The organism is Janthinobacterium sp. HH102, from assembly GCF_001758625.2.
Lineage (GTDB): Bacteria > Pseudomonadota > Gammaproteobacteria > Burkholderiales > Burkholderiaceae_D > Janthinobacterium.
Genome location: NZ_CP062062.1, coordinates 2,823,448 through 2,846,986 on the forward strand (window position 1 = coordinate 2,823,448; position 23,539 = coordinate 2,846,986).

Below are 23,539 nucleotides of genomic sequence, written 5' to 3' on the forward strand. Positions count from 1 at the left end.
GTGCAAACATCATCAAACCTTCCAGGGTTTTTGAAACGCGCCGGCGTGTGGCCAGGCGAAGCAATGCGGCAAACTTATGCGCGTGCTAGTAGTAGTCGCGATAGCGACAGCAGGGAAGGGGAGGAATGTTTGAAGGAGGACATGCACTCAATGTAAGGGATGTCGGGCGGGGCTGTCAAGCGTTTCCGTTTTACATGTAGTGCACGTGTGATGCCCCGTTCGGCATTTCCTGCTGCGCGCGTTCCAGGCAGCGCCGCAACAGGGCCGCATCGCGGGGCAGCCGCGACGCGAGCTCCTGCCAGCCCAGCAGCTCCAGCTGTTGCGGCATGTCCACCAGGCCCGTGATGGCATCCCAGAAGGCATCCCAGTTCATGCCATAGAAGGAAGGGAAATCCAGTGCGGTTGCCAGGGCGGCATGCAGCTGGCGCGGCGAGTTGATGTCGCTCAAGTCGACGCTGATATGGGTTGGCCTGTTCACAGTATGCCCTTGAGCAAGTTCTGCAGGTTTTGCCGCATGCCGCCCACCACCGCCTCGTGCTGCTCCAGGATGGCGGGCGCATCCTTGAACGGTGCCGGGTCCAGGTACAGGCGCGGCAAGTCGGCCACGGCCACGCCGCGCGGGCCGCCGCGCAGGATCTCGTCCACGTGCTTGTTGATCGAGTCGATGGCCGCCTGGATGCGCGGCGTGGGAGATGCCGCCAGGCAGGCGGCCAGCGCGGCGTCGAGTTCGGCGCGCGCTGGCGCTTGCGGCAGCACGGGGGCGGCGATCTGTTCCAGCGGCGACATGTTGACGGCGGGCTTGCGGCACGCGAGCAAGGCATCGAGCGCCATCAGCCGGTGCGCGCCGCCCCGTTGCAGCCAGTCAACGATTTGCGGCCACGGCGTGCCCAGCAGGGCCGCCGCCACGCCCCATTGCCCCGCCACGGGCGAGCCGATATTGTTCTCTAGCCAGGCGATTGCGGCCGGGTTGCCCGTGTAGGCCAGCAGGATGGCGTTCGACGAGCGCAGCGCGGGCGCCTGCGTGGCGAGTACGGTGATCAGCCAGGCGAGGGCGCCGTCGGGCGGCTGCCGCGATAACTGTTGCGCAAATGGGGCGCTCAGGGCGCGGCTGTCGGAAAATTGATATTCGTCGGACATGTTGACTGATTCGGCGAGTGATAGGCGGTTGGGACGATTCTGCATGCGAGCCAGCTACCCAGCGGGTGCTCTTCGCTTGGCCCATGGCCCGGACGCTGCTATTGCTCCGATTTTTGGCAGCGAGCGGAAAATGGCAAGGCGGTGCTGTTTTCAAACGGGGAATTGAATTCGCCCTTTACTTGCGTCAAGTTGCCGCTAAAGCGCATGGTCAGCGGGCCGCTGCTTGGCCCCGCGTCATATGTGCAAGACAAGCTGTCGCCGCTTTGCCGGCAATCGTAGAAATTACTCGCTTTGCCGCGCCCGTCAATGATGTGGGTGCCTTGCGCGCCGTGCCGGTCGGGGGCGTCGAAGCTGAGTTCAATCGTGTGCTCCCCCTGATCATTGGGAATCTGTATGTTACCCGTGCAGGTGAAGCCCGCCATCCTTTCCGCGATGCTATCTGGGCGCTGCGCCGCGGCGGGGGTGGCGTTGGCGCAGGCTGCACCGAGCAGGACGGCAACGAGCAAGCATGGGTGCGCGATGAAGCGGAACAGGTCTGTTTTCATAAGCCAGGAGGTGGTGAGGTGGGTAACCAGGCGCCAGTCTAGCAGCCGGCGTGGCGCGCACGGTTCGCAATCTTGTCACTATAAACATTTAAGACCGCCTTCAGTGCGGCCGGCCCCGCTTGCGCTACAATCGGCTCTCCTTTATTGCCACTGCCGCGCGCGGTTCTCTTCTGCCACCATGTTCCCTAAACGCCTGACCCTGCTTGCCCTGGCCGCCTTCGTGCTGGCCGGCTGCGATACCACCGCCCCGAAACCCGTACAAGTATTGACGCCGCCCGAACCCGTCGTCGCTCCCCGCAAGATCAAGATCGGCCTGGCGCTGGGCGGCGGCGCGGCGCGCGGTTTTGCGCACATCGGCGTGATCAAGGCGCTCGAATCGCAGGGTATACATGCCGACATCGTCACCGGCACCAGCGCCGGCAGCGTGGTGGGCGCCCTGTATGCGGCAGGCAATTCCGGCTTCGCCCTGCAAAAGATGGCCTTCGACATGGACGAGGCGGCCATTTCCGACTGGGCCTTGCCCCTGTTCGGCAAGTCGTCCGGCGTGCTGAAAGGCGAAGCGCTGCAAAGCTATGTCAACAAGGCGGTCGGCGGCGTGTCGCTGGAAAAGCTGAAGATTCCGTTTGGCGTGGTGGCGACCGACCTCAAAAATGGCCAGCCGATCCTGTTCCAGCGCGGTAACACCGGCATGGCCGTGCGCGCCTCGTCGGCCGTGCCCGGCGTGTTCCAGCCCGTGACGATCGCCGGCCATACCTATGTCGATGGCGGCCTCGTCGCTCCCGTGCCCGTGCGCTTTGCGCGCGACATGGGCGCCGACTTCATCATCGCCGTGAATATTTCGTCGCAAACGGATACGCAAAAGGCCATCAGTTCGATGGAAGTCATCATGCAGACCTTCGCCATCATGGGGCAGCGCATCAACCAGTTCGAATTGAAAGATGCGGACGTGGTGATCCAGCCCAGCCTGGGCACCATGAAAGGGAACGATTTCAACAGCCGCAACCAGGCCATCCTGGCGGGCGAGCAGGCGACGTTTGCCGTCATGGCGCAACTCAAGCAAAAGCTGAAAGCCAAACGCGAGCAGTAGGCGATCATGACGCGATCGCGCCGCTGCGCATTTCGTATACAATTTTGCTTTAACATAACAAGGATGTCTCATGCAATCGAAACCGATTTTGACCCTGGACGACGTAAAGAAAATCGCTGCCGCCGCCGAAGCGGAAGCGGTCAAGAATAACTGGGCGGTCACGATCGCCATCGTCGACGACGGCGGCCATCTGGTATGGCTGCAGCGCATGGACGGCGTGGCGCCGATCTCGTCGCACATCGCCCCATCGAAAGCCAAGACGGCCGCGCTGGGCCGCCGCGAATCGCGCATCTATGAAGAGATGATCAACGGCGGCCGCGTGTCGTTCCTGAGCGCGCCGGAAATCGACGGCTTGCTCGAAGGCGGCGTGCCCATCGTGTACGACGGCCACTACGTGGGCGCCGTCGGCGTCTCGGGTGTCAAGTCAGCCGAGGACGCGCAAATTGCCAAAGCGGGCATCGCCGCTTTGACGGCCTAAGTAGTAACCGATATTGCTTTGCAAGCCGCTCCGCGCAAGCCGGGCGGCTTTTTTCATGGGGCGCAGAATTTATGTTGCTGCGCAAAAAAATGCCGGGCTTTCTGAATTTTCTTCCTTGTGGAAAAGCTTCCTTTTGGTTATAATTCAAAGGTTTAGCCAATCACACATATACCGTAGCGACTACCCATCCCCTCATTCAAAATGACCGTTGAAACACCCTGAGTGCATCTGGCTCGGGTATCTAGGCGGTCGGTCTGACGTGGCGCAGCTACGGTAACTTTATCAGGAGTTGCCCTTGCCGCCATTTTTTTCTGGCCCTGCCGTTCCAGCCATATTAGCGCTTGCTGATGGAACGATCTTTAAAGGTTTTTCGATCGGTGCCGCCGGTCATACCACGGGCGAGGTTGTTTTCAACACCTCGATGACCGGGTATCAGGAAATCCTTACCGACCCAAGCTATTGCCGCCAGATGGTCACCCTGACCTATCCGCATATCGGCAATACGGGCGTCAATCCCGAAGACGTCGAGTCTTCCAAGGTACACGCCGCTGGCCTCATCATCCGCGATCTGCCATTGCTGGCATCCAATTTCCGTTCCACGCTCTCCCTGTCCGATTACCTGAAAGCTGAAAATATCGTCGCCATCGCCGGCATCGATACACGCAAGCTCACGCGCATCCTGCGTGAAAAAGGTGCGCAGGGCGGTGCCATCCTCGTCGGTACGCAAGGCAACGAGCCATCTAGCGCCCAAGCGCTGGAACTGGCCCGCTCCTTCCCCGGCCTGGCCGGCATGGACCTGGCCAAGGTCGTCTCGGCCAAGGCGCCGTATGAATACCGCGAAACGGAATGGACCCTGGGCGAAGGCTACGGCCAGCTGGCTGACGCGGACGCGAAATACCACGTGGTCGCCTTCGACTACGGCGTCAAGCGCAACATCCTGCGCATGCTGACGGCGCGCGGCTGCAAAGTCACCGTGCTGCCCGCGCAAGCGACGGCGGCCGACGCCCTGGCACTGAATCCGGACGGCATCTTCCTGTCGAACGGCCCCGGCGACCCGGAACCGTGCGACTACGCCATCGCGGCGACCCGCGAGTTGATCGAGAAGGGTATCCCGACCTTCGGCATCTGCCTTGGCCACCAGATCATGGCGCTCGCTTCCGGCGCGAAAACCTTGAAGATGAAGTTCGGCCACCACGGCGCCAACCACCCGGTGCAAGACCTGGAAACGAAGCAGGTCTTGATTACCTCGCAAAACCACGGTTTCGCGGTCGACGCGGCAACTCTGCCCGCGAATTGCCGCGTGACCCATGAATCGCTGTTCGACGGCTCCCTGCAGGGCTTTGCCCGCACGGACAAGCCGGCCTTCTGCTTCCAGGGCCACCCTGAAGCGTCGCCGGGCCCGATGGATGTTGCTTACCTGTTTGACCGCTTCATCAACTTGATGGCTGCGGAGGAGAAAAAGAAAAATGCCTAAACGTTTAGATATCAAAAGTATTCTGATTATTGGCGCTGGCCCGATCGTGATCGGCCAGGCCTGCGAATTCGATTATTCCGGCGCGCAAGCGTGCAAGGCCCTGCGCGAAGAGGGCTACAAAGTCATCCTGGTCAACAGCAATCCTGCGACCATCATGACGGACCCGGAAATGGCCGACGTGACCTACATCGAACCGATCACCTGGTCGGTTGTCGAGCGCATCATCGCCAAGGAGCGTCCTGACGCGATCCTGCCGACGATGGGCGGCCAGACGGCGCTGAACTGCGCGCTGGACCTGTTCAACAATGGCGTGCTGGCAAAATACAACGTCGAGCTGATCGGCGCGTCGCCGGAAGCCATCGACAAGGCCGAAGACCGCTCGAAGTTCAAGGACGCGATGACCAAGATCGGCCTCGGTTCGGCCCGTTCCGGCGTGGCGCACTCGATGGAAGAATCGTGGGCCGTGCAGCGCACCCTGGGCTTCCCGACCATCATCCGTCCATCGTTCACCATGGGCGGTTCCGGCGGCGGCATCGCCTACAACGAAGAAGAATTCGAAACCATCTGCAAGCGCGGCCTGGAAGCATCGCCGACGAAAGAGCTGCTGATCGAAGAATCGCTGCTGGGCTGGAAAGAGTACGAGATGGAAGTGGTGCGCGACAAGGCGGACAACTGCATCATCATCTGCTCGATCGAAAACCTCGACCCGATGGGCGTGCACACGGGCGACTCGATTACCGTCGCTCCTGCGCAAACGCTGACGGACAAGGAATACCAGATCATGCGCAATGCCAGTCTGGCAGTGCTGCGCGAGATCGGCGTCGACACGGGCGGCTCGAACGTGCAATTCTCGATCAACCCCGTCGATGGCCGCATGATCGTCATCGAGATGAATCCGCGCGTGTCGCGTTCGTCGGCCCTGGCATCGAAAGCGACGGGTTTCCCGATCGCCAAGATCGCCGCCAAGCTGGCCGTCGGTTTCACCCTGGACGAGCTGCGCAATGAAATCACGGGCGGCGCCACGCCGGCATCGTTCGAACCGTCGATCGATTACGTCGTCACCAAGATTCCCCGTTTCACGTTCGAGAAATTCCCGACCGCCGACCACCACCTGACGACGCAGATGAAATCCGTCGGCGAAGTGATGGCCATCGGCCGTACCTTCCAGGAATCGTTCCAGAAAGCCTTGCGCGGCCTGGAAGTGGGCGTGGATGGCATGAACGAGAAGACCAAGGACCGCGAAAAGATCGAAGAAGAACTGGGCGAGCCTGGTCCTGAGCGTATCTGGTACGTGGGCGACGCGTTTGCCCAGGGTTTTACCCTGGAAGAAGTGCACCAGCTGACCAAGATCGACCCATGGTTCCTGATCCAGATCAAGGAAATCGTCGACCTGGAATTGTGGCTGGACACGCAGAAGCTGGAAAACCTGGACAAGAACACCTTGTACAAGTTGAAGCAGAAGGGCTTCTCGGACCGCCGCCTGGGCTTCCTGTTACAGACGACCGACACGGCCGTGCGCCAGCAGCGCCATGCGCTTAACATCCGTCCCGTCTACAAGCGCGTCGACACCTGCGCGGCCGAGTTTTCGACCGACACGGCGTACATGTATTCCACGTACGACGAAGAGTGCGAATCGAATCCGACCGACAAGAAAAAGATCATGGTGCTGGGCGGTGGCCCGAACCGTATCGGCCAGGGTATCGAGTTTGACTATTGCTGCGTCCACGCGGCCCTCGCCATGCGCGAAGACGGCTACGAAACCATCATGGTCAATTGCAACCCAGAAACGGTTTCGACCGACTACGATACCTCGGACCGCCTGTACTTCGAGTCCTTGACCCTGGAAGACGTGCTGGAAATCGTCGCCATCGAAAAACCGGTGGGCGTGATCGTGCAGTACGGCGGTCAGACGCCATTGAAACTGGCGCTGGACCTGGAAGCGAATGGCGTACCGATCATCGGCACCTCGCCCGACATGATCGACGCGGCCGAAGACCGCGAGCGTTTCCAGCAGATGCTGCACAAGCTGGAACTGCGCCAGCCGCCTAACCGCACCGCGCGCACGGAAGCCGACGCCCTGGCGCTGGCGCAGGAAATCGGCTACCCGCTGGTCGTGCGTCCATCGTACGTGCTGGGCGGTCGCGCCATGGAAATCGTCCACGAGCAACGCGACCTCGAGCGCTACATGCGCGAAGCCGTCAAGGTCTCGCACGATTCGCCGGTGCTGCTGGACCGCTTCCTGAACGACGCCATCGAGTGCGACGTCGATTGCATCTCCGACGGCGAAACGACGTTCATTGGCGGCGTAATGGAACACATCGAACAGGCTGGCGTCCACTCGGGCGACTCGGCTTGCTCCTTGCCGCCGTATTCGCTGGCACCGGAAACCATTGAAGAACTGAAACGCCAGACGGCGCTGATGGCCAAGGGTTTGAACGTGGTCGGCCTGATGAACGTGCAGTTCGCGATCCAGAAGCAAGAGATCGATGGCGCAATGAAAGATGTCGTCTTCGTGCTGGAAGTCAATCCACGCGCGTCGCGCACCGTGCCTTTCGTCTCGAAAGCCACGGGTCTGCAACTGGCGAAGATCGCCGCGCGCTGCATGGTCGGCCAGTCGCTGGCGTCGCAAGGCATCACGCAGGAAGTCGTGCCGCCATATTTCAGCGTCAAGGAAGCCGTGTTCCCGTTCGTCAAGTTCCCGGGCGTGGACACCATCCTCGGCCCTGAAATGAAATCGACGGGCGAAGTCATGGGCGTGGGCCTGACCTTCGGCGAAGCGTTTGTGAAATCGCAACTGGGCGCCGGCGTCAACCTGCCAAAATCGGGCAAGGTTTTCATCAGCGTGAAAGCGTCGGACAAGCCGCGCGCCGTGCAAGTGGCGCGCGACCTGGTCGAGTCCGGTTTCACCGTGGTCGCCACCAAGGGCACCGCCGCCGTGATTGCTGCTGCCGGCATCGCCGTCACGCCAGTGAACAAGGTGATCGAAGGCCGTCCGCACGTGGTCGACATGATCAAGAACCATGAAATCGTGCTGGTAATCAACACCGTGGAAGAAAAGCGCAGCGCCATCGTCGATTCGCGGGCCATCCGCACGTCGGCCCTGGCCTCGCGCGTGACGACCTACACGACCATCGCGGGCGCGGAAGCGGCCGTCGAAGGCATCCGCCATCTGGATGAGTTGCGTGTGTATGATTTGCAAGGTCTGCACAAGACCTTGAACTAAGTGCGTTTGCAGTGACCGCCGTTAGGCGGTACACTGCATGCTTATCAACCACAGAGTTCCGTGCAGAGCAGCGCGCGGCCTCTGTGGTTTTCACTTGGTAAGTCCGTTAACCGTGGCAAAACACGGACAACGGCGCCGATAACTAGCAGATAGTAGAGATAACATGACCTCAGTCCCATTGACCAAATACGGCGCAGAACTCCTGAAGGAAGAGCTGCATCATTTGAAGACCAAGGAACGCCGCATCGTCATCGATGCGATCGCCGAAGCGCGTTCGCACGGAGATTTGTCGGAAAACGCCGAGTACGATGCCGCCAAGGAACGCCAGGCCTTCGTCGAAGGCCGCATCGCCGAGCTCGAAGGCAAGCTGGGCGCAGCGCAAATCATCGACCCGACCGCGCTCGACGCGGAAGGCCGCGTGGTGTTTGCCTCGACCGTGAACCTGGAAGACCTGGAATCGGGCCAGAAAGTCACGTACCAGATCGTGGGCCTCGATGAAGCCGACCTGAAAATGAACAAGGTGTCCGTGACGTCCCCGATCGCCCGCGCGCTGATCGGCAAGTACGCCGGCGACGTGGTGGAAGTGCAGGCGCCGTCCGGCCCGCGCGAATACGAGATCCTGGAAGTACTGTACATCTGATGCTGGGCCGCGTGCGCTTCCTCGTTGCCACCCTGTGGGCGGGCAGCCTGTGGACCATCGGCTTCGTCGTGGCGCCCACCCTGTTCGGCACCCTGAGCGACCGCGTGCTGGCAGGAAACATCGCCGGCAGCATGTTCCGCGCCGAGGCGTGGCTGTCCATCGTCTGTGCGCTGGTACTGCTGGCCTTGCTGCAATGGGCGCCCGGTGCGCTGGAGCTCAAGCGCCGCCGCCTGCTGGGTGCGCTGGTGCTGTCCATGCTGGTGTGCGCGCTGCTCAGCCATTTCGGCATCACGCCGCTGATGGCCGAACTCAAGGCGCAAGCGCCGTCGGGCATCATGGACGAGGCCATGCGCAGCCGCTTCGGTATGCTGCATGGCGTGTCGACCCTGATCTTTGCCGTGCAGAGCCTGCTGGCGGGCGTATTGATCTGGAAACAGCAGTAATCGGCTGTGGTGTTGTCGGATTACGCGCTGCGCGCTAATCCGACCTACATGACTGATGGTCGATATCGTAGGTCGGATTAGCGGCGCCTTGGCGCCGTGTAATCCGACAAGCGCAATTGCAATAAAAAAGCGGAGCAGGGGATATCCCGTGCTCCGCTTCTTGTTTCAAGCCCGGCCGCCTCGCGGTGGCCGGGTGAACAGGCTTACTTGCTGCCCAGTGCGCTTTTCTTGGCGCTTTTCTGACGTGGCTTGGCACGCTTGATGGAACCGCCTTCGGTAACGCGCTCATTGCCCTTGATCATGACTTTCGTCACGCTCGGGCGCTTGGTGCCGCTGGCGCTGGCCTTGACGATGGTCACTTCGCGCATGCCTTTGCCGGCGCTGACCTTCTCCTTAACCACTTCTTTTTTCGGACGGTAGATTACCAGCAGTTTGCCAATATGTTGTACCGGGGCGGCGCCGAGATTGCCGCAAATCGTATCGTACATTCCGACGCGGGCTTCGCGGTCGTCGCCGAACACGCGGACTTTAATCAGGCCGTGCGAATCCAGGCCAAGGTCGATCTCTTTGAGGACAGCAGGTGTCAAGCCCGCTTCGCCAATGATGACGATAGGCTTCAGCGCGTGTGCTTCGGCGCGCAGTGCGCTGCGCTCTACGGGTGTAAGTTTTAGCATAATAATATTTAGTAATTCCCTTAAAAGCAGTATTCTACGCGAATGGCAAAGAAGAAATTAAACAAAAACTGGTTGCACGACCACATAAATGATCCTTATGTGAAGTTGGCGCAAAAAGAGGGCTACCGCGCCCGGGCAGCATACAAGCTCAAAGAAATCGATGAAGACGAGAAACTGATCAAACCTGGCCAGGTGATTGTCGACCTTGGTTGTACTCCCGGCAGCTGGGCCCAGTACACGCGGCGCAAGCTGGCCGGCAAGGATGGCGGCGGGGTCAATGGTACCCTGATTGGCCTGGACATGCTGGAAATGGAGCCGATCGCCGATTTCCACTTCATCCAGGGCGACTTCCGCGAAGCGCGCGTATTGCGCCAGCTGGAAGTGGTGTTGCAAGGCCGCAAGGTCGATCTGGTGCTGTCGGACATGGCGCCCAACCTGTCGGGCATTGCCACGGCGGATGCCGCGCGCATGGAACATCTGATCGACCTGGCCATCGAATTTTCGCAATTGCACCTGAAGCCGTCTGGCGTATTGCTGGTGAAATGCTTTAAAGACATGGGTTTCAGCCAGATCGTGGAGAAATTCCGCGCTGAATTCAAGGTCGTGGTACAGAAAAAGCCGAAGGCCAGCCGCGATAAATCGTCGGAAATCTTCCTGATGGGCCGTGGAATCAAGAATCCGCTGAAAAATGCCGTAGAAGAAGATGATCCCGCCCTTGATATTTAAGAGGGAATCCGCACATGGGAACGAGAAGTGCAGTAGCGTCTGATGGCATAAAAGCCTAAATTGTTTATACTGCATTTTTTTGCGTGAACGCGGTTTTTTCGCGCGCACGGATCGGCGGGCTTTGGCACGGCCCGCTTATTGCGAGTAAAATCGTGTTTCTAGCTATAGGTAAAGAGATGCGCACTGCATCCAAGGAGTCTTCGTGAATAACATGTTTTCCAAATCTGCCATCTGGGTAGTCGTATTGCTGCTGTTGTTCATGCTGTTCAAGCAATTCGACAGTCATGGCGCCACAGGCGGCAGCAAGGCCATCGCTTATTCCGATTTGCTGGATGAAGTCAAAGCCAAGCGCGTCAAAGATGTCGTGATCGAAGGTTCGTCGATCACCGCCAAGCTGATGGACGACACCAAGGTGCGTACCACTGCCACCAGCCTCGACAAGGGCCTGATCGGCGACTTGCGCGACAATGGCGTGCATTTCGATGTGCGTCCGCCCGAGGAAGCGTCTTTCCTGCAAACTATTTTTGTTTCCTGGTTCCCCATGCTGCTGTTGATCGGCGTCTGGGTCTTCTTCATGCGTCAGATGCAAGGCGGCGGCAAGGGCGGGGCATTCTCGTTCGGCAAGTCGAAGGCGCGCATGATGGATGAAGCCAGCAACACCGTCACCTTCGCCGATGTCGCCGGTTGCGACGAAGCGAAAGAAGAAGTCAACGAAGTGGTCGACTTCCTCAAGGATCCGAGCAAATTCCAGAAACTGGGCGGCCGTATTCCCCGCGGCGTGCTGATGGTCGGTCCTCCTGGCACGGGTAAAACCCTGCTGGCGCGCGCCATCGCCGGCGAAGCCAAGGTGCCGTTCTTCTCGATTTCCGGTTCTGACTTCGTGGAAATGTTCGTCGGCGTGGGTGCCAGCCGCGTGCGCGACATGTTCGAAAACGCGAAAAAGCATTCGCCATGCATCATCTTCATCGATGAGATCGACGCTGTCGGTCGTCACCGCGGTGCCGGCATGGGCGGCGGCAATGACGAGCGCGAACAGACCCTGAACCAGTTGCTGGTCGAGATGGACGGTTTTGAAGCGAACTCCGGCGTCATCGTCGTGGCCGCCACCAACCGCGCCGACGTGCTCGACAAAGCCTTGCTGCGTCCGGGCCGCTTCGACCGCCAGGTGTCCGTCGGCTTGCCCGATATCCGCGGCCGCGAACAGATCTTGAACGTGCACATGCGCAAAGTGCCTATCGGTACCGATGTGAAAGCCGATATCCTGGCCCGCGGTACGCCTGGTTTCTCGGGTGCCGACCTGGCCAATCTGGTCAACGAGGCAGCCTTGTTCGCCGCCCGCCGCAGCAAGCGCCTGGTGGAAATGGCTGACTTTGAAGATGCGAAAGACAAGATCTACATGGGTCCCGAGCGTAAATCGATGATCATCCGCGAGGAAGAGCGTCGCAACACGGCTTACCATGAGTCCGGTCACGCCGTCGTCGCCAAACTGCTGCCGAAGGCCGATCCCGTGCATAAAGTGACGATCATGCCGCGCGGCTGGGCCCTGGGCCTGACCTGGCAGCTGCCGGAGCACGACAACTTGTCCGCCTACAAGGACAAGATGCTGGAAGAAATTTCCATCCTGTTCGGCGGCCGTATTGCCGAAGAGATTTTCGTGGGGCAGATGTCCACCGGCGCGTCGAACGACTTCTCGCGCGCCACCAAGCTGGCCCGTTCCATGGTGACCCGCTTCGGCATGTCCGACAGCATGGGCGTGATGGTCTACGAAGACAGCGAAAACGAAGGTTTCTTCGGTGGCGCCACCAAGACGATCTCGGAAGCGACCCAGCAAAAGGTCGATGCTGAAATCCGCAACATTCTCGACAAGCAATATGCTTTGGCGCGCACCTTGCTGGAAGGCAACCGCGACAAGGTCGAAATGATGACGAAAGCGTTGCTGGAATGGGAAACCATTGATGCAGAGCAAATCAATGACATCATGGCCGGCCTGGAGCCGCGTCCACCGAAAGTCATTCCGCCACGCCGCAATGCGGGCGACAGCGGCACGGGCGGCATCTCGCCAAACGTGACGGCACCAGCCTGATTAGTGCGGCCCTGACGGGCGGCACGCAAGGGGATGGCAAGAACGAGGGTAAGGAGCAATCCTTGCCCTTTTTCGTTGCCGCAGCAGTTTTTTCCTGACGACTACAAAGATTCACATGCGACACTATTTGCAATTCGGCCGTTTCGGCTTCAACCTGTCCGGCGCGCAGGCGCTGGTGATGGGCATCCTGAACATCACGCCCGACTCGTTTTCCGATGCGGGCCAGTATCAGCACCTGGAATTTGCCCTGTCGCGCGCCGAGCAGATGATGCTTGATGGCGCCGACATCATCGATATCGGCGGCGAATCGAGCCGCCCCGGCGCGCCGCCGCTGCCGCTGCAGGACGAGCTTGCGCGCGTCATGCCGGTGCTGTACGCCTTGCGCGACTGCGGCAAGCCCTTGTCCGTCGACACGTACAAGCCGGAAGTCATGCGCGAAGCCATCCTGGCGGGCGCCGACATGATCAACGACATCAACGGTTTTCGCGCGCCAGGCGCCATCGAGGCCGTGCGGGACAGCGATTGCGCGCTGTGCATCATGCACATGCAAAACGTGCCAGAAACCATGCAAGCCCAGCCGCAGTACGACGACGTGGTGCGCGAAGTCATCGACTTCCTGCGCGAACGCATCGACACCATGACGGCGGCCGGCATCGCCCGCGAACGCCTGTGCGTAGATCCCGGCTTCGGCTTTGGCAAAACGGTGGAGCAGAACTACGCTTTATTGCGCGCCACGCGCCAGCTGCGCAGCGAGCTGGACCTGCCTGTGCTGGCGGGCCTGTCGCGCAAGTCGATGATCGGCGCCGTGACGGGACGTCCCGTCGAGCAGCGCCTGGCCGGCAGTGTTGCCGGTGCGCTTGCGGCGGTAGCGCAAGGCGCGGAAATTATTCGTGTGCATGATGTAGCAGAAACCGTCGATGCCCTGAAGGTCTGGCGCATGGCGCACTGAAGCTGTAAGATTCATTATAAACAACAAAAGAGAAATTTATGACGCGTAAATATTTTGGCACCGATGGCATCCGCGGCCTGGTGGGCACCGCTCCGATCACCCCCGATTTCGTCATGCGCCTCGGTTATGCGGCCGGCAAGGTGCTGGCCAAGTCGGAGGGCGGCAAGGCGCGTCCGACGGTACTGATCGGCAAGGACACGCGCATTTCCGGCTACATGCTGGAAGCGGCGCTGGAAGCGGGCCTGTCGGCCGCCGGCGTGGATGTGATGCTGGCCGGCCCCATGCCGACGCCGGCGATCGCTTACCTGACGCGGGCGCTGCGCCTGTCGGCTGGTGTGGTCATTTCCGCCTCGCACAATCCGTATCACGACAATGGCATCAAGTTCTTTTCCGGCCAGGGCACCAAGCTGCCCGACAGCGTGGAACTGGAAATCGAAGCGGCGCTCGACGAGCCCATGGCTTGCGTGGCGTCGGACAAGCTGGGCCGCGCCAAGCGCCTCGACGATGCCCAGGGCCGCTACATCGAATTTTGCAAGAGTACCTTCCCGAACGAGCTGGACTTGCGCGGCCTGAAGATCGTCGTCGATTGCGCGCATGGCGCCGCCTACCATATCGCGCCGCACGTCTTCCATGAACTGGGCGCGGAAGTCATCGCCATCGGCAACAAGCCCGATGGCTTCAACATCAACGCGGGCTTTGGCGCCACGGCAACCAAGGCCATGGCCGAAGCCGTCGTCGAGCACGGCGCGGACCTGGGCATCGCCCTCGACGGCGATGCCGACCGCCTGATCATGTGCGACGCCACGGGCCGCTTGTACAACGGCGACGAATTGTTGTACGTCATGGTCAAGGACCGCCTGGCGACGGGTCCCGTGGCCGGCGCCGTCGGCACGTTGATGACGAATATGGCGCTGGAAGTGCTGTTCAAGCAGCAGGGCATCGGCTTTGCGCGCGCCAAGGTGGGCGACCGCTACGTGCTGGAAGTCATGAAGGAAAAGGGCTGGATACTGGGCGGCGAGGGCTCGGGCCATTTGCTGTGCCTGGACCGCCACACGACGGGCGACGGCATCGTCTCTGCGCTGCAAGTATTGTCCGCGCTCAAGCGCAGCGGCCAAAGCCTGCAGCAATGCCTGGCCGAACTGGTGCTGTTCCCGCAAACCCTGATCAATCTGCGCGTGGCGCCCGGTTTCGACTGGCAGAAGAATGCTGCCATGGTGGCCGAGAAGGAACTGGTCGAGGCCGAACTGGGCGACACGGGCCGCGTGCTGATCCGCGCTTCGGGCACCGAACCGCTGATCCGCGTGATGGTGGAGGCGAAGGACAAGGAGAAGGCCGAGTCGATGGCGCGCCGCATCGCCGACAAGGTCGGCAGCTGAAAACGCCCAAGGCGGCGTTGCACTGCCTTGCCCTGAACGTTTTCAGCAAGCCTCTTCAAGCAGGCGCGATAGTTATTTCCATCTAATTCGCCTGGGGCAATTGACGAAATTGGGCAGGGGCGTTATTATCTTGTCTTCGGAGTGTGGCGCAGCCCGGTAGCGCACCTGGTTTGGGACCAGGGGGTCCAAGGTTCGAATCCTTGTACTCCGACCAAAGTCATAAGCGGGCTGTCAGAAATGACAGCCCGTTTTCTATTGTGCGACGCCTTGGCATTGCTGGCGCGCATAGACTAAAATGCTGCACCTTTCCGCCCATCGTTCAACGGATAGGACAACGGTCTTCTAAACCGTGAATGGGGGTTCGATTCCCTCTGGGCGGACCAGTTCATGCTGGTCATGCACGCGACAGCCTGTCGCATTGCCATCACTCTTCATCTTTTGCCTGCCTGCCGTGTCACGGCTGCGCAAACAGTACCACGCTCAGCAAATATAACAGCGGCGCCGCGCACAGCAGCGCGGATAGTAGCGACCCCATTTTCTTGCTGGCCAGCCGGGCCAGGCGCAGCCGTTCCCGCGCGGGCAAGTGCTGGCGGATCACGCTGCGCGCGCGTGGCTGAAACGGTTGTTCGTGCATGAGATCTCCCTCGTCGATCAGCAGTGGATGCCGTCGAGCATAGCGAGAGGGATCTAAAAATGGTGTAAAAAGCGTGCCTGGCGCCGCAAGCGCGGCGTAAAGATGCGGCTGGCATGGAGGCGGCAGCGGGCGCCGTTGCGCCGCTGCCGCTGGTGATGCTTACTTTCCCTGGCGGCGGCGTGCCAGGAAGCCCAGCAGGCCCAGGCCGGCGAGCAGCATGGCATAGGTTTCAGGTTCCGGCACGGCGGAAATGAAGGCCCTATAGTTGCTCAGATCCTTGGGCAGGCCTTCCACCGTGAACGTGGTGCCGGCAGCCACTGGCGCGGCCCAGTGGAACACCAGTTCGCCCTGGCCGAAGTGGATGGCCAGATAGTCATAGGCGGCCGCGCTCGTATAGGAATTGACCCCGCCGCTCAGGCCTGCCGTGGTGCCGGCAGTGCAGCCCGAAGTGGCGCTGTCGCAATACGAAACGGCGGCGCCCAGGCTGCTGCCGAACACGCCATTGATATAGCCCTGGATGTCCGAGGGGCTCTGCGGCACCAGATTATCGTCATAATATTTCACCTCCAATGCCGGTGATGGCGAATAGGTGACGGTGCTGCCGGCGATGACGAAACCGCTGGCCGGCCCCACATCAACCCAGGTGGCCGCTTGCGCTGCACTTGCCAGTACGGTCATTGCGGCCAGCATGGATGCCTTGACGGCAATGCTTTTTATGCTTTTCATGAAAATCCCCTTGTGCTTGAGACAGTTGCTACATCGTGTAGGGATACGCCCCTGCCTGCCGAGGAAGTCATCCCATTGCCCGTTTTTAGCTGCTATTTCCTGCGCGTATTGAGTACGCAAATGCAAGCTTACTCTTGATGTAAATTAATACAATTTTAATAATTCTATTGGTTTGCTTGACAACATCGCATACGGCTATGTATGGATGTGCCAGCGATGGCCAACATGACGTTAGGAAATAGCGTGACAAGGCGCGCCAGCTTGTGCTAGCGGCGTTCGGACTTGGGAAAAGGGGAGGCGGGTGCTTCAGTCGCTGTTGTTGCTGACGCCAAACAGGCGATCCTTGGCGTTGAGCAGCTTTTGTACCTTGGCGCCCATTTTCATCAGTTGCGCCATCGATTCGGGCGACAGGCGCTGCAAGTCGTCGAACCAGGTGTTGGCCAGGTCGACCAGTTCATACATTTCGCGCATGCGCTCCTGCGCATATTGATCCACGGGTTCCGTGGCCGGCGCCAGCAGCGCTTCGCGCAGCACCGTCAGGGTCGGGGCCACCTCGCGGCGGCGGCGCTCGGCGGCCACCACGCGGAAGATTTGCCACACGTCGCCCAGCGAGGAAAAATACTCGCGCCGGTCGCCGGGGATGCGCGACTGGCGGATCAAGCCCCAGCCCTGCAATTCCTTCAGGCCGATGCTCACGTTCGAGCGCGAAAAACTCAGGTGCTCCGCGATTTCATCCGCGTGCAAAGGATGCTCCGCGACAAACAACAAGGCGTACACTTGCCCCACCGTGCGGTTAAAGCCCCAGCGGCTGCCCATCTCGCCGAAATGGCTGACGAAGGTCAGGATCAGCGGCGTCATTTGGATATTTTGAGTTTTCATAATTATCTGAATTTTTTCACGCCAAACCGCCAGGGTCAATTGATATATGTCATGTTTCGCAGTATTATACAAAAAATCGAATTTACAGAAAATTCTGAAAACTCAAAAAATATAAGATGACGACCTCGCCACTGTCCTTGCCCCGCTTTATTCTTCCCCGTGCCGCCAGTCTGGCGCAAGGCGGCGCCGCCTTGCTGTGGCTGCCGCAAGCGGCCTTGCTGGCCTGGGCCGTGCAAGCCATGCTCGATGGCGCGCCGTGGCGCGCGGCCCTGTTGCCGGCCGCAGGCGTGCTGCTGCTGGGCATGCTGCGCGCCGGCTGCGAAGCGTGGGGCGCGCGGCGCATGTATGCGGCCGCGCGCGCGCACCTGTCCACCTTGCGCGGGCAAGTGGCGCAGGCGCTGGCGCGCCGTTCGCCGCTGGACCGCCGGCGCGCGCAGTCGGGCCAGGCGGCCAGCGTCATCGCCGAGCAGGCCGAAGCCATCGTGCCGTATCTGGTGCGCTACAAGCCGGCGCGCTGGAAAGTCATGCTCGTGCCGCTCGTGATCCTCGCCGTGGTGACGCCGCTGTCGTGGATCGCCGCCTTGATCCTGCTCATCGCCGCGCCCCTGATTCCCGTCTTCATGGCCCTCGTGGGCATGGGTGCGCAGGCGGCCAGCCGCGCGCAGATGGTGGAAATGGGCAGCATGAACGCCTTTCTGCTGGACCGCCTGCGCGGCCTGGCCACCTTGCGCGCGCTCGATGCCGTCGATGCCACGGCCGCGCGGCTGGACGCCTCGTCGCAATCCGTGCGCCGGCGCACGATGGTGGTGCTGCGCATCGCCTTTTTGTCGTCCGCCGTGCTGGAACTGTTTTCCGCGCTGGGCGTGGCCATGGTGGCGGCGTTCATCGGCTTCTCGCTGCTGGGCAGTCTCGATTTCGGCACCTGGGGCCGCGAACTGACGTTGGGGCAGGGCTTGTTCATCCTGCTGCTGGCGCCCGCGTTCTTCGAGCCGCTGCGCGAGCTGGCCGCCGTCTGGCACGACAAGGCGGCTGGCGAAGCGGGCCTGGCCGGACTGGACGACCTGGCCGCCGAGGGCGTGCCTTTGCCGGGCTTTGGTGCGGAAGTTGCCGCCGTCTCCGCCGCCGCCATGGCGGTGGCGCCGCCGCCTGCCATTGACATCCATCAACTGCGCTTTGCCCATCCCGGCGAAGCGCCCGTGTTCGACGGCTTTGACTTGAGCGTGCGCGCCGGCGAACACGTGGCCCTGCTGGGCGCCAGCGGCGCCGGCAAGACCACCTTGCTGTCCCTGCTGGCCGGCTTGCTGCCCGCCGGCGGCGGCGACATCCGCATCGGCGGCGTGCGCCTGAATGACGGTACGGTCAATACCGTGCGCCAGCGCATGGCCTGGATGGGCCAGCGTCCGCACGTGTTTGCCGCGTCCGTCAGCCAGAACGTGACACTGGGCCGGGCAGGTGCGAACGCCGCGCACGTGACGCAGGCGCTGCACCTGGCCGACCTGGCCAGCGTGGCGCAGGCGCAGCCGGCCGTCATGCTCAGCGATGGCGGCCAGGGCTTGTCCGGCGGTGAAGCCGTGCGCCTGGCCCTGGCCCGCGTGGCCGTGCATCCGCATGCGGACTTGTTGCTGGTCGATGAGCCGACGGCCCACCTGGACAGCGAAACGGCGGCGCGCGTCACGGACGCCTTGCTGGCCCTGGCAAAAGGCAAGACGATGCTTGTCGCCACGCACGACCCCGTGCTGGCTGGCCGGCTGCAGCGCACGGTGCAAGTTGATGCCCAGGCGCATGCGCAGACGCAGAAGGCAGAGGCGCGCGCATGAAAACATCGCTGATATCGCACCCCGTGCTGCGGCAATTGCTGCTGGCCCAGCCCCGCAAGCTGATCGGGGGCGCCGTGCTGGCGGCCCTGACGGCCGTGGCCGGCATGGCCTTGCTGGGCTTGTCCGGCTGGTTTATTACCGCCACGTCGATCGCCGGCTTGCACGCGTCCACCGCCATCGTCTTCGACGTGTTCGGCCCGTCGGCCGGCATCCGCCTGCTGGCCATCGGCCGCACGGGCTCGCGCTATGCGGAGCGCCTCGTCACGCACGACGCCACGTTCGCCGCCCTGGCGGCCATCCGCGTGCAGCTGTTTCGCGGCTGGTCGCGTCCGGAAGCGGCCAGCCGCCTGCTGCGCCAGCCCGCCAGGCTGCTGTTCCGCCTGACGGCCGATATCGACGCGCTCGAATCGCTGTATCTGCGCCTGCTGGTGCCCGCCTTCACGGCACTGTGCGTGGCCCTGCTGGCCGGCGTGGCGTTGGGCGTGATGCAGTGGCAGCTGGGCCTGGGCCTGGCCGCGTGGCTGCTGGCCGCCGGCGGCGGCATCAGCTGGTTTCTGGCGCGCGGCGCCCGCCGTCCCGCCATCGTGCGTACGCGCGCCATCGAAAAACTGCGTTCCGCCACCATCGACCTGGTTGCGGGCCAGACGGACCTGGTGATGGCGGGCCGCATCGACGCCCAGTGCGCCGCGCTGGGACAGATCGACCGCTCGCTGGCGCAAGCCGATGTTGCCCTGCTGCGCCTGGAGACGGCGGCCGGCGCCGCGTATGGCGTGGCGGGCAGCGCGACCCTGGCAGGGGTGCTGCTGGCCGTGGCCGCGCTGGTGGAACAGCAAACGTTGAGTGTACCGCTGGCGGCCCTGGCCCTGTTGATTGCATTGACAGCCGTGGAACCGTTTGCGGGACTGCGCCGCGGCGCGCTGGAAGCGGGGCGCATGCTGCTGGCCATGCGCCGCCTGGCGCCGCGCCTCGATGCTCAGGAGATCGCAGTGCCGCCGGCTGACGGCGCACCGGGCTTGCGCCTGGAACATGTCAGCGCCGCGCATGCGGGCAGCCATGTCGCCATCTTGCACGACGTATCGCTGCACATCGGCGAGGGCGAGCGCGTGGCCTTGATCGGCCCCAGTGGCGCGGGCAAATCGACCTTGCTGGCCATCGCCGCGCGCGAGCTGGCGCCGCTGTCGGGCACGGTGCACGCGGGCCGCGCCTGTTTGTTCACGCAGAAGACGGAATTGTTCCAGGACAGCTTGCGCGACAACCTGCGCCTGGCCGACCCGTCCGCCAGCGACGCGCAGCTGTGGGCGGCGCTGCAGGCGGCCGGCCTGGACGACGAGGTGCGGGCCTTCGCGGACGGCCTCGATACCATGCTGGGCGAGGGTGGCCTGGGCTTGTCCGGCGGCCAGGCGCGCCGCTTGGCGCTGGCGCGGCTGTTCCTGCACGCATCGACCTTGTGGCTGCTGGACGAGGCGACGGAAGCGCTCAATGCGCAGACGGCGATCGATGTCCTGCAGCGCCTGGCCGCGCGCAGCGAAGGGCGCAGCTTGCTGATCGCCACCCACTTGCGGCGCGAAGCGGCGCTGGCGGACCGGCTGATCAGCCTGCGCGATGGCCGTATCGTCGGCGACGCGCGCCGTGGCACGCCAGCCTTCGAGGCGGCGCTGGCGGGCCTGCGCGGCGATTAAGGCATCAAGGAAAGACTGGAGGCACAGGCGGCGCTGCCTGACAGCTTTGCAACAACAGCGCCAAGCGAAACAGCATCAGATAGATACCAAGTTTACACACAGTAGGGAAATACCAAGGAAATCATATGGACTTCGATATTGTCGCTTTATCCAGACTGCAGTTCGCGCTGACAGCTCTGTACCACTTTATATTCGTTCCGCTGACGATAGGGCTGTCAGTGATCCTCGCCATCATGGAGACGGTCTATGTGATGACGAACCGCCCCATCTGGCGCGACATGACCAAGTTCTGGGGTGTCTTGTTCGGCATCAACTTCGCCATGGGCGTGGCGACGGGCGTCGTCATGGAATTCCAGTTCGGCATGAACTGGAGCTATTACAGCCATTATGTGGGCGACATTTTCGGCGCGCCGCTGGCCATCGAGGGCTTGATGGCTTTCTTCCTGGAAGCGACCTTCGTCGGCCTGTTCTTCTTCGGCTGGGACAAGCTGTCGAAGCGGGGCCACCTGGTCACCACCTGGCTGGTCGCCATCGGCTCGAACTTCTCGGCCCTGTGGATTTTGATCGCCAACGGCTGGATGCAAAATCCCGTCGGCGCGGCCTTCAATCCGCAGACCATGCGCATGGAAGTGACGGATTTCGGCGCCGTGCTGACGAACCCCGTGGCACAGGCGAAATTCGTGCACACGGTGTCGGCCGGCTATACGGCGGCGGCCATCTTCGTGCTGGGTATTTCCGCCTGGTATCTGCTGAAGGGCCGCCACGTGCAGCTGGCCAAGCGCTCGATGACGGTGGCCGCCTCGTTCGGCCTGGCTGCCACCTTGTCAGTCGTGGTGCTCGGTGACGAAAGCGGCTACCTGTCGTCCGAACACCAGAAAATGAAGCTGGCCGCGATCGAAGCCATGTGGACCACGGAGCCGGCACCCGCCGCCTTCACGGCCATCGGCTTTCCCGACGCGAAAGCGCGTGAAACGCATTACGCCGTGCATATCCCGATGGTGATGGGCTTGATCGGCACGCGTTCGCTGACGACGGAAATCCCCGGCATCGAGCAATTGGTCGACCGCGGCGAGCTGCTGATCCAGGATGGCATCAAGGCGTACGACGCGCTGCAAACCATCCGCAGCGTGGCGCCAGGTGCGCCTGTGCCGCAAGAGGCGAAGGACGTGTTCGAGTCGAAAGGCCAGTCCATGGGCTATGCCTTGCTGCTGAAACGCTATGTCGACGATCCGCGCCAGGCCACGCCCGAGCAGATCCGCCAGGCCGCGCTCGACACCGTGCCGCCCGTGGGTCCCTTGTTCTGGTCCTTCCGCGTGATGGTGGGCCTGGGCATGTTCTTTATCCTGTTGACCGGCACCTTCTTCATTCTGTCGACGCGCCGCACCCTGGACAAGCACCGCTGGCTGCTGAAGCTGGCCGTGTTCGCCATCCCGTTGCCGTGGGTGGCCATCGAGGCGGGCTGGATCGTGGCCGAAGTGGGCCGCCAGCCATGGGTCATCGAAGGCGTGCTGCCGACGGCCGTGGCCGTCTCCAACCTGGGGGCGTCGACGCTCCTGATTACCATCGCCGGCTTTGCCGCCATCTACACCGTGCTGTTGATTATCGAGATGAAGCTCATGCTCAAGGCCATCCGCAAGGGGCCGGAAGAGACGCCGCGGGCTCCCGTGCCAGCGGCCGCAGCCATTCATACTCAACGCGCCTGAGGAGGACCAGACCATGATTTTGCATGAAATGATTTCGTATGAAACCCTGCGCCTGATCTGGTGGCTGCTGATCGGCATATTGCTGGTGGGCTTTGCCATCACGGACGGCTTCGACCTGGGCACGGGCATCCTGCTGCCGTTCGCCGGCAAGACGGACCTCGAGCGCCGCGTCATCATCAACAGCATCGGTCCCGTGTGGGAAGGCAACCAGGTATGGCTGATCCTCGGCGGCGGCGCCATCTTTGCCGCCTGGCCGCAGCTGTACGCCGTCTCGTTCTCTGGCTTCTACCTGGCCATGTTCGTCATTCTCGTGGCACTGATCGTGCGCCCCGTGGCGTTCAAGTTCCGCAGCAAGCGCGAAGACCCCCGCTGGCGCGCCCGCTGGGACGCGGCCCTGTTCGTGGGCGGCTTCGTGCCGGCCCTGATCTGCGGCGTAGCCATCGGCAACGTGCTGCAAGGCGTACCGTTCCGTTTCTCGCCGGACATGCACATCTTCTATGACGGCAGCTTCTTTGCGCTGCTCAACCCGTTCGCCTTGCTGTGCGGCCTCGTCTCGGTCGCCATGCTGGTGATGCATGGCGCCACCTGGCTGCAAGTGAAAACGGACGGTGCCGTGGCGGAACGTTCGCGCCGCTACGGCAGCGTGGCGGCAATCGCCACGGTCGTGCTGTATGCGGCAGCCGGCGTGGCCCTGTGGCTGTGGGTCGATGGCTACCGCGTCACCAGCGCCGTCGTCGTCGATGGCCCGTCGAACCCGATGCTGAAAACGGCGCAAGTGCACGTGGGTGCCTGGTTCCTCAACTTTGCCGCCCATCCGTGGACCTGGATCGCCCCTGCGGCCGGTTTGCTGGGTCCCTTGCTGGCGTTCGCCTTGCTGCGCGCGCGCCGCGAAGTGCCCGCCTTGCTGGCCAGCGCGGCCAGCATCGCCGGCATCATCCTCAGCGTGGGCGCGGCCATGTTCCCGTTCATCCTGCCATCGTCGATCGACCCGCGCGCCAGCCTGACGGTGTGGGATTCTTCTTCCAGCCACATGACCCTGTTCATCATGCTGGTCGTCACGGCCGTCTTCATCCCCCTCATCGTGGCGTATACGACGTGGGTGTATAAAGTGCTGTGGGGTAAGGTTGACGGCAAAGCCATCGAAGACGACAGCGGTCACGCTTATTGAGAACACCTAACTAAACCTACTGCGCGTCGCCCTTTGCGGCCGGCGATGCTCACCGTACTGGAGTACGGTTGCGCTTCTCGACCACAAATCGCTGCCGC

At 62.1% G+C, this 23,539-nt stretch carries 21 protein-coding genes and 2 tRNA genes; 16 read left to right on the forward strand and 7 right to left on the reverse strand.

All coding sequences use genetic code 11. The features are described from left to right. Window positions 1-190: 190 nt before the first annotated feature. From JAB4_RS12970 to JAB4_RS12980, 3 genes are all read right to left on the reverse strand, one after another. A complete protein-coding gene (locus JAB4_RS12970; RefSeq protein WP_070219526.1) occupies window positions 191-478 on the reverse strand; it encodes a barstar family protein in 288 nt (95 codons plus the stop codon). After that, window positions 475-1,137 carry a hypothetical protein gene (locus tag JAB4_RS12975; protein ID WP_083287136.1) on the reverse strand — a complete coding sequence of 221 codons (663 nt, stop codon included), beginning with the start codon at window positions 1,135-1,137 and terminating at the stop codon, window positions 475-477. Before JAB4_RS12975 ends, JAB4_RS12970 begins: the two co-directional genes overlap by 4 nt. 98 nt (window positions 1,138-1,235) lie before the next feature. Further along, window positions 1,236-1,682 carry a hypothetical protein gene (locus tag JAB4_RS12980; RefSeq protein ID WP_070219524.1) on the reverse strand — a complete coding sequence of 149 codons (447 nt, stop codon included), beginning with the start codon at window positions 1,680-1,682 and terminating at the stop codon, window positions 1,236-1,238. Between the two features lie 178 nt (window positions 1,683-1,860). On the opposite strand from JAB4_RS12980, the gene JAB4_RS12985 reads away from it, so the two are divergent. The 6 genes from JAB4_RS12985 (at window position 1,861) to JAB4_RS13010 (ending at window position 9,027) form a co-directional block, all read left to right on the forward strand. After that, complete coding sequence (locus tag JAB4_RS12985) at window positions 1,861-2,769, forward strand: patatin-like phospholipase family protein (protein ID WP_070219522.1); 909 nt, start codon at window positions 1,861-1,863, stop codon at window positions 2,767-2,769. A gap of 70 nt (window positions 2,770-2,839) precedes the next feature. After that, complete coding sequence (locus JAB4_RS12990) at window positions 2,840-3,247, forward strand: heme-binding protein (RefSeq protein WP_070219521.1); 408 nt, start codon at window positions 2,840-2,842, stop codon at window positions 3,245-3,247. A 295-nt stretch (window positions 3,248-3,542) separates the two neighbouring features. Next, complete coding sequence (carA, locus tag JAB4_RS12995; RefSeq protein WP_070219520.1) at window positions 3,543-4,721, forward strand: glutamine-hydrolyzing carbamoyl-phosphate synthase small subunit; 1,179 nt, start codon at window positions 3,543-3,545, stop codon at window positions 4,719-4,721. After that, on the forward strand, window positions 4,714-7,944 hold the full coding sequence (gene carB, locus JAB4_RS13000; RefSeq protein ID WP_070219519.1) for a carbamoyl-phosphate synthase large subunit: 3,231 nt from the start codon (window positions 4,714-4,716) through the stop codon (window positions 7,942-7,944). Before carA ends, carB begins: the two co-directional genes overlap by 8 nt. Before the next feature lie 163 nt (window positions 7,945-8,107). Next, window positions 8,108-8,584 (forward strand): transcription elongation factor GreA, encoded by a 477-nt coding sequence (greA, locus tag JAB4_RS13005; protein WP_034757428.1) that lies wholly within the window; start codon window positions 8,108-8,110, stop codon window positions 8,582-8,584. Further along, window positions 8,584-9,027: a DUF4149 domain-containing protein gene (locus JAB4_RS13010; protein ID WP_175444743.1), complete on the forward strand. Its 444-nt coding sequence runs from the start codon at window positions 8,584-8,586 to the stop codon at window positions 9,025-9,027. Before greA ends, JAB4_RS13010 begins: the two co-directional genes overlap by 1 nt. 203 nt (window positions 9,028-9,230) lie before the next feature. Here the strand turns inward: JAB4_RS13010 and JAB4_RS13015 are convergent, their stop codons facing one another. Beyond that, window positions 9,231-9,701, reverse strand: coding sequence for a YhbY family RNA-binding protein (locus tag JAB4_RS13015; protein WP_010397237.1), 471 nt, complete (start codon window positions 9,699-9,701; stop codon window positions 9,231-9,233). 42 nt (window positions 9,702-9,743) lie between these two features. Between JAB4_RS13015 and JAB4_RS13020 the strand changes: the two genes are divergently transcribed. The 6 genes from JAB4_RS13020 to JAB4_RS13045 all read left to right on the forward strand — a co-directional run bounded on the left by JAB4_RS13020 (window position 9,744) and on the right by JAB4_RS13045 (window position 15,218). Beyond that, window positions 9,744-10,427 carry an RlmE family RNA methyltransferase gene (locus tag JAB4_RS13020; RefSeq protein ID WP_070219517.1) on the forward strand — a complete coding sequence of 228 codons (684 nt, stop codon included), beginning with the start codon at window positions 9,744-9,746 and terminating at the stop codon, window positions 10,425-10,427. Window positions 10,428-10,629: 202 nt separating this feature from the next. Further along, window positions 10,630-12,510: an ATP-dependent zinc metalloprotease FtsH gene (gene ftsH / locus JAB4_RS13025; RefSeq protein WP_035817778.1), complete on the forward strand. Its 1,881-nt coding sequence runs from the start codon at window positions 10,630-10,632 to the stop codon at window positions 12,508-12,510. Between the two features lie 115 nt (window positions 12,511-12,625). Beyond that, window positions 12,626-13,459: a dihydropteroate synthase gene (folP, locus tag JAB4_RS13030; protein ID WP_070219516.1), complete on the forward strand. Its 834-nt coding sequence runs from the start codon at window positions 12,626-12,628 to the stop codon at window positions 13,457-13,459. Between the two features lie 38 nt (window positions 13,460-13,497). After that, window positions 13,498-14,835 (forward strand): phosphoglucosamine mutase, encoded by a 1,338-nt coding sequence (gene glmM / locus JAB4_RS13035; protein ID WP_070219515.1) that lies wholly within the window; start codon window positions 13,498-13,500, stop codon window positions 14,833-14,835. 137 nt (window positions 14,836-14,972) lie between these two features. Beyond that, window positions 14,973-15,049, forward strand: a tRNA-Pro gene (locus tag JAB4_RS13040). A gap of 94 nt (window positions 15,050-15,143) precedes the next feature. After that, window positions 15,144-15,218, forward strand: a tRNA-Arg gene (locus JAB4_RS13045). 71 nt (window positions 15,219-15,289) lie between these two features. Here the strand turns inward: JAB4_RS13045 and JAB4_RS13050 are convergent. From JAB4_RS13050 to JAB4_RS13060, 3 genes are all read right to left on the reverse strand, one after another. Continuing rightward, a complete protein-coding gene (locus JAB4_RS13050; RefSeq protein ID WP_070219514.1) occupies window positions 15,290-15,469 on the reverse strand; it encodes a hypothetical protein in 180 nt (59 codons plus the stop codon). A 159-nt stretch (window positions 15,470-15,628) separates the two neighbouring features. Continuing rightward, window positions 15,629-16,195 carry a PEP-CTERM sorting domain-containing protein gene (locus JAB4_RS30640; protein ID WP_070300314.1) on the reverse strand — a complete coding sequence of 189 codons (567 nt, stop codon included), beginning with the start codon at window positions 16,193-16,195 and terminating at the stop codon, window positions 15,629-15,631. A gap of 306 nt (window positions 16,196-16,501) precedes the next feature. Next, window positions 16,502-17,053, reverse strand: coding sequence for a GbsR/MarR family transcriptional regulator (locus tag JAB4_RS13060; protein ID WP_175444744.1), 552 nt, complete (start codon window positions 17,051-17,053; stop codon window positions 16,502-16,504). 137 nt (window positions 17,054-17,190) lie between these two features. On the opposite strand from JAB4_RS13060, the gene cydD reads away from it, so the two are divergent. From cydD to cydB, 4 genes are all read left to right on the forward strand, one after another. Beyond that, on the forward strand, window positions 17,191-18,891 hold the full coding sequence (cydD, locus tag JAB4_RS13065) for a thiol reductant ABC exporter subunit CydD (protein WP_070219512.1): 1,701 nt from the start codon (window positions 17,191-17,193) through the stop codon (window positions 18,889-18,891). Further along, on the forward strand, window positions 18,888-20,570 hold the full coding sequence (locus tag JAB4_RS13070) for an ATP-binding cassette domain-containing protein (protein WP_070308436.1): 1,683 nt from the start codon (window positions 18,888-18,890) through the stop codon (window positions 20,568-20,570). The genes cydD and JAB4_RS13070 overlap by 4 nt, the downstream gene beginning before the upstream one ends. Window positions 20,571-20,695: 125 nt before the next feature. Next, window positions 20,696-22,273, forward strand: a complete 1,578-nt coding sequence (locus JAB4_RS13075) for a cytochrome ubiquinol oxidase subunit I (protein ID WP_070222089.1) — start codon at window positions 20,696-20,698, stop codon at window positions 22,271-22,273. A 13-nt stretch (window positions 22,274-22,286) separates the two neighbouring features. Continuing rightward, window positions 22,287-23,441 (forward strand): cytochrome d ubiquinol oxidase subunit II, encoded by a 1,155-nt coding sequence (gene cydB / locus JAB4_RS13080; RefSeq protein ID WP_070222087.1) that lies wholly within the window; start codon window positions 22,287-22,289, stop codon window positions 23,439-23,441. Window positions 23,442-23,539: the final 98 nt, after the last annotated feature.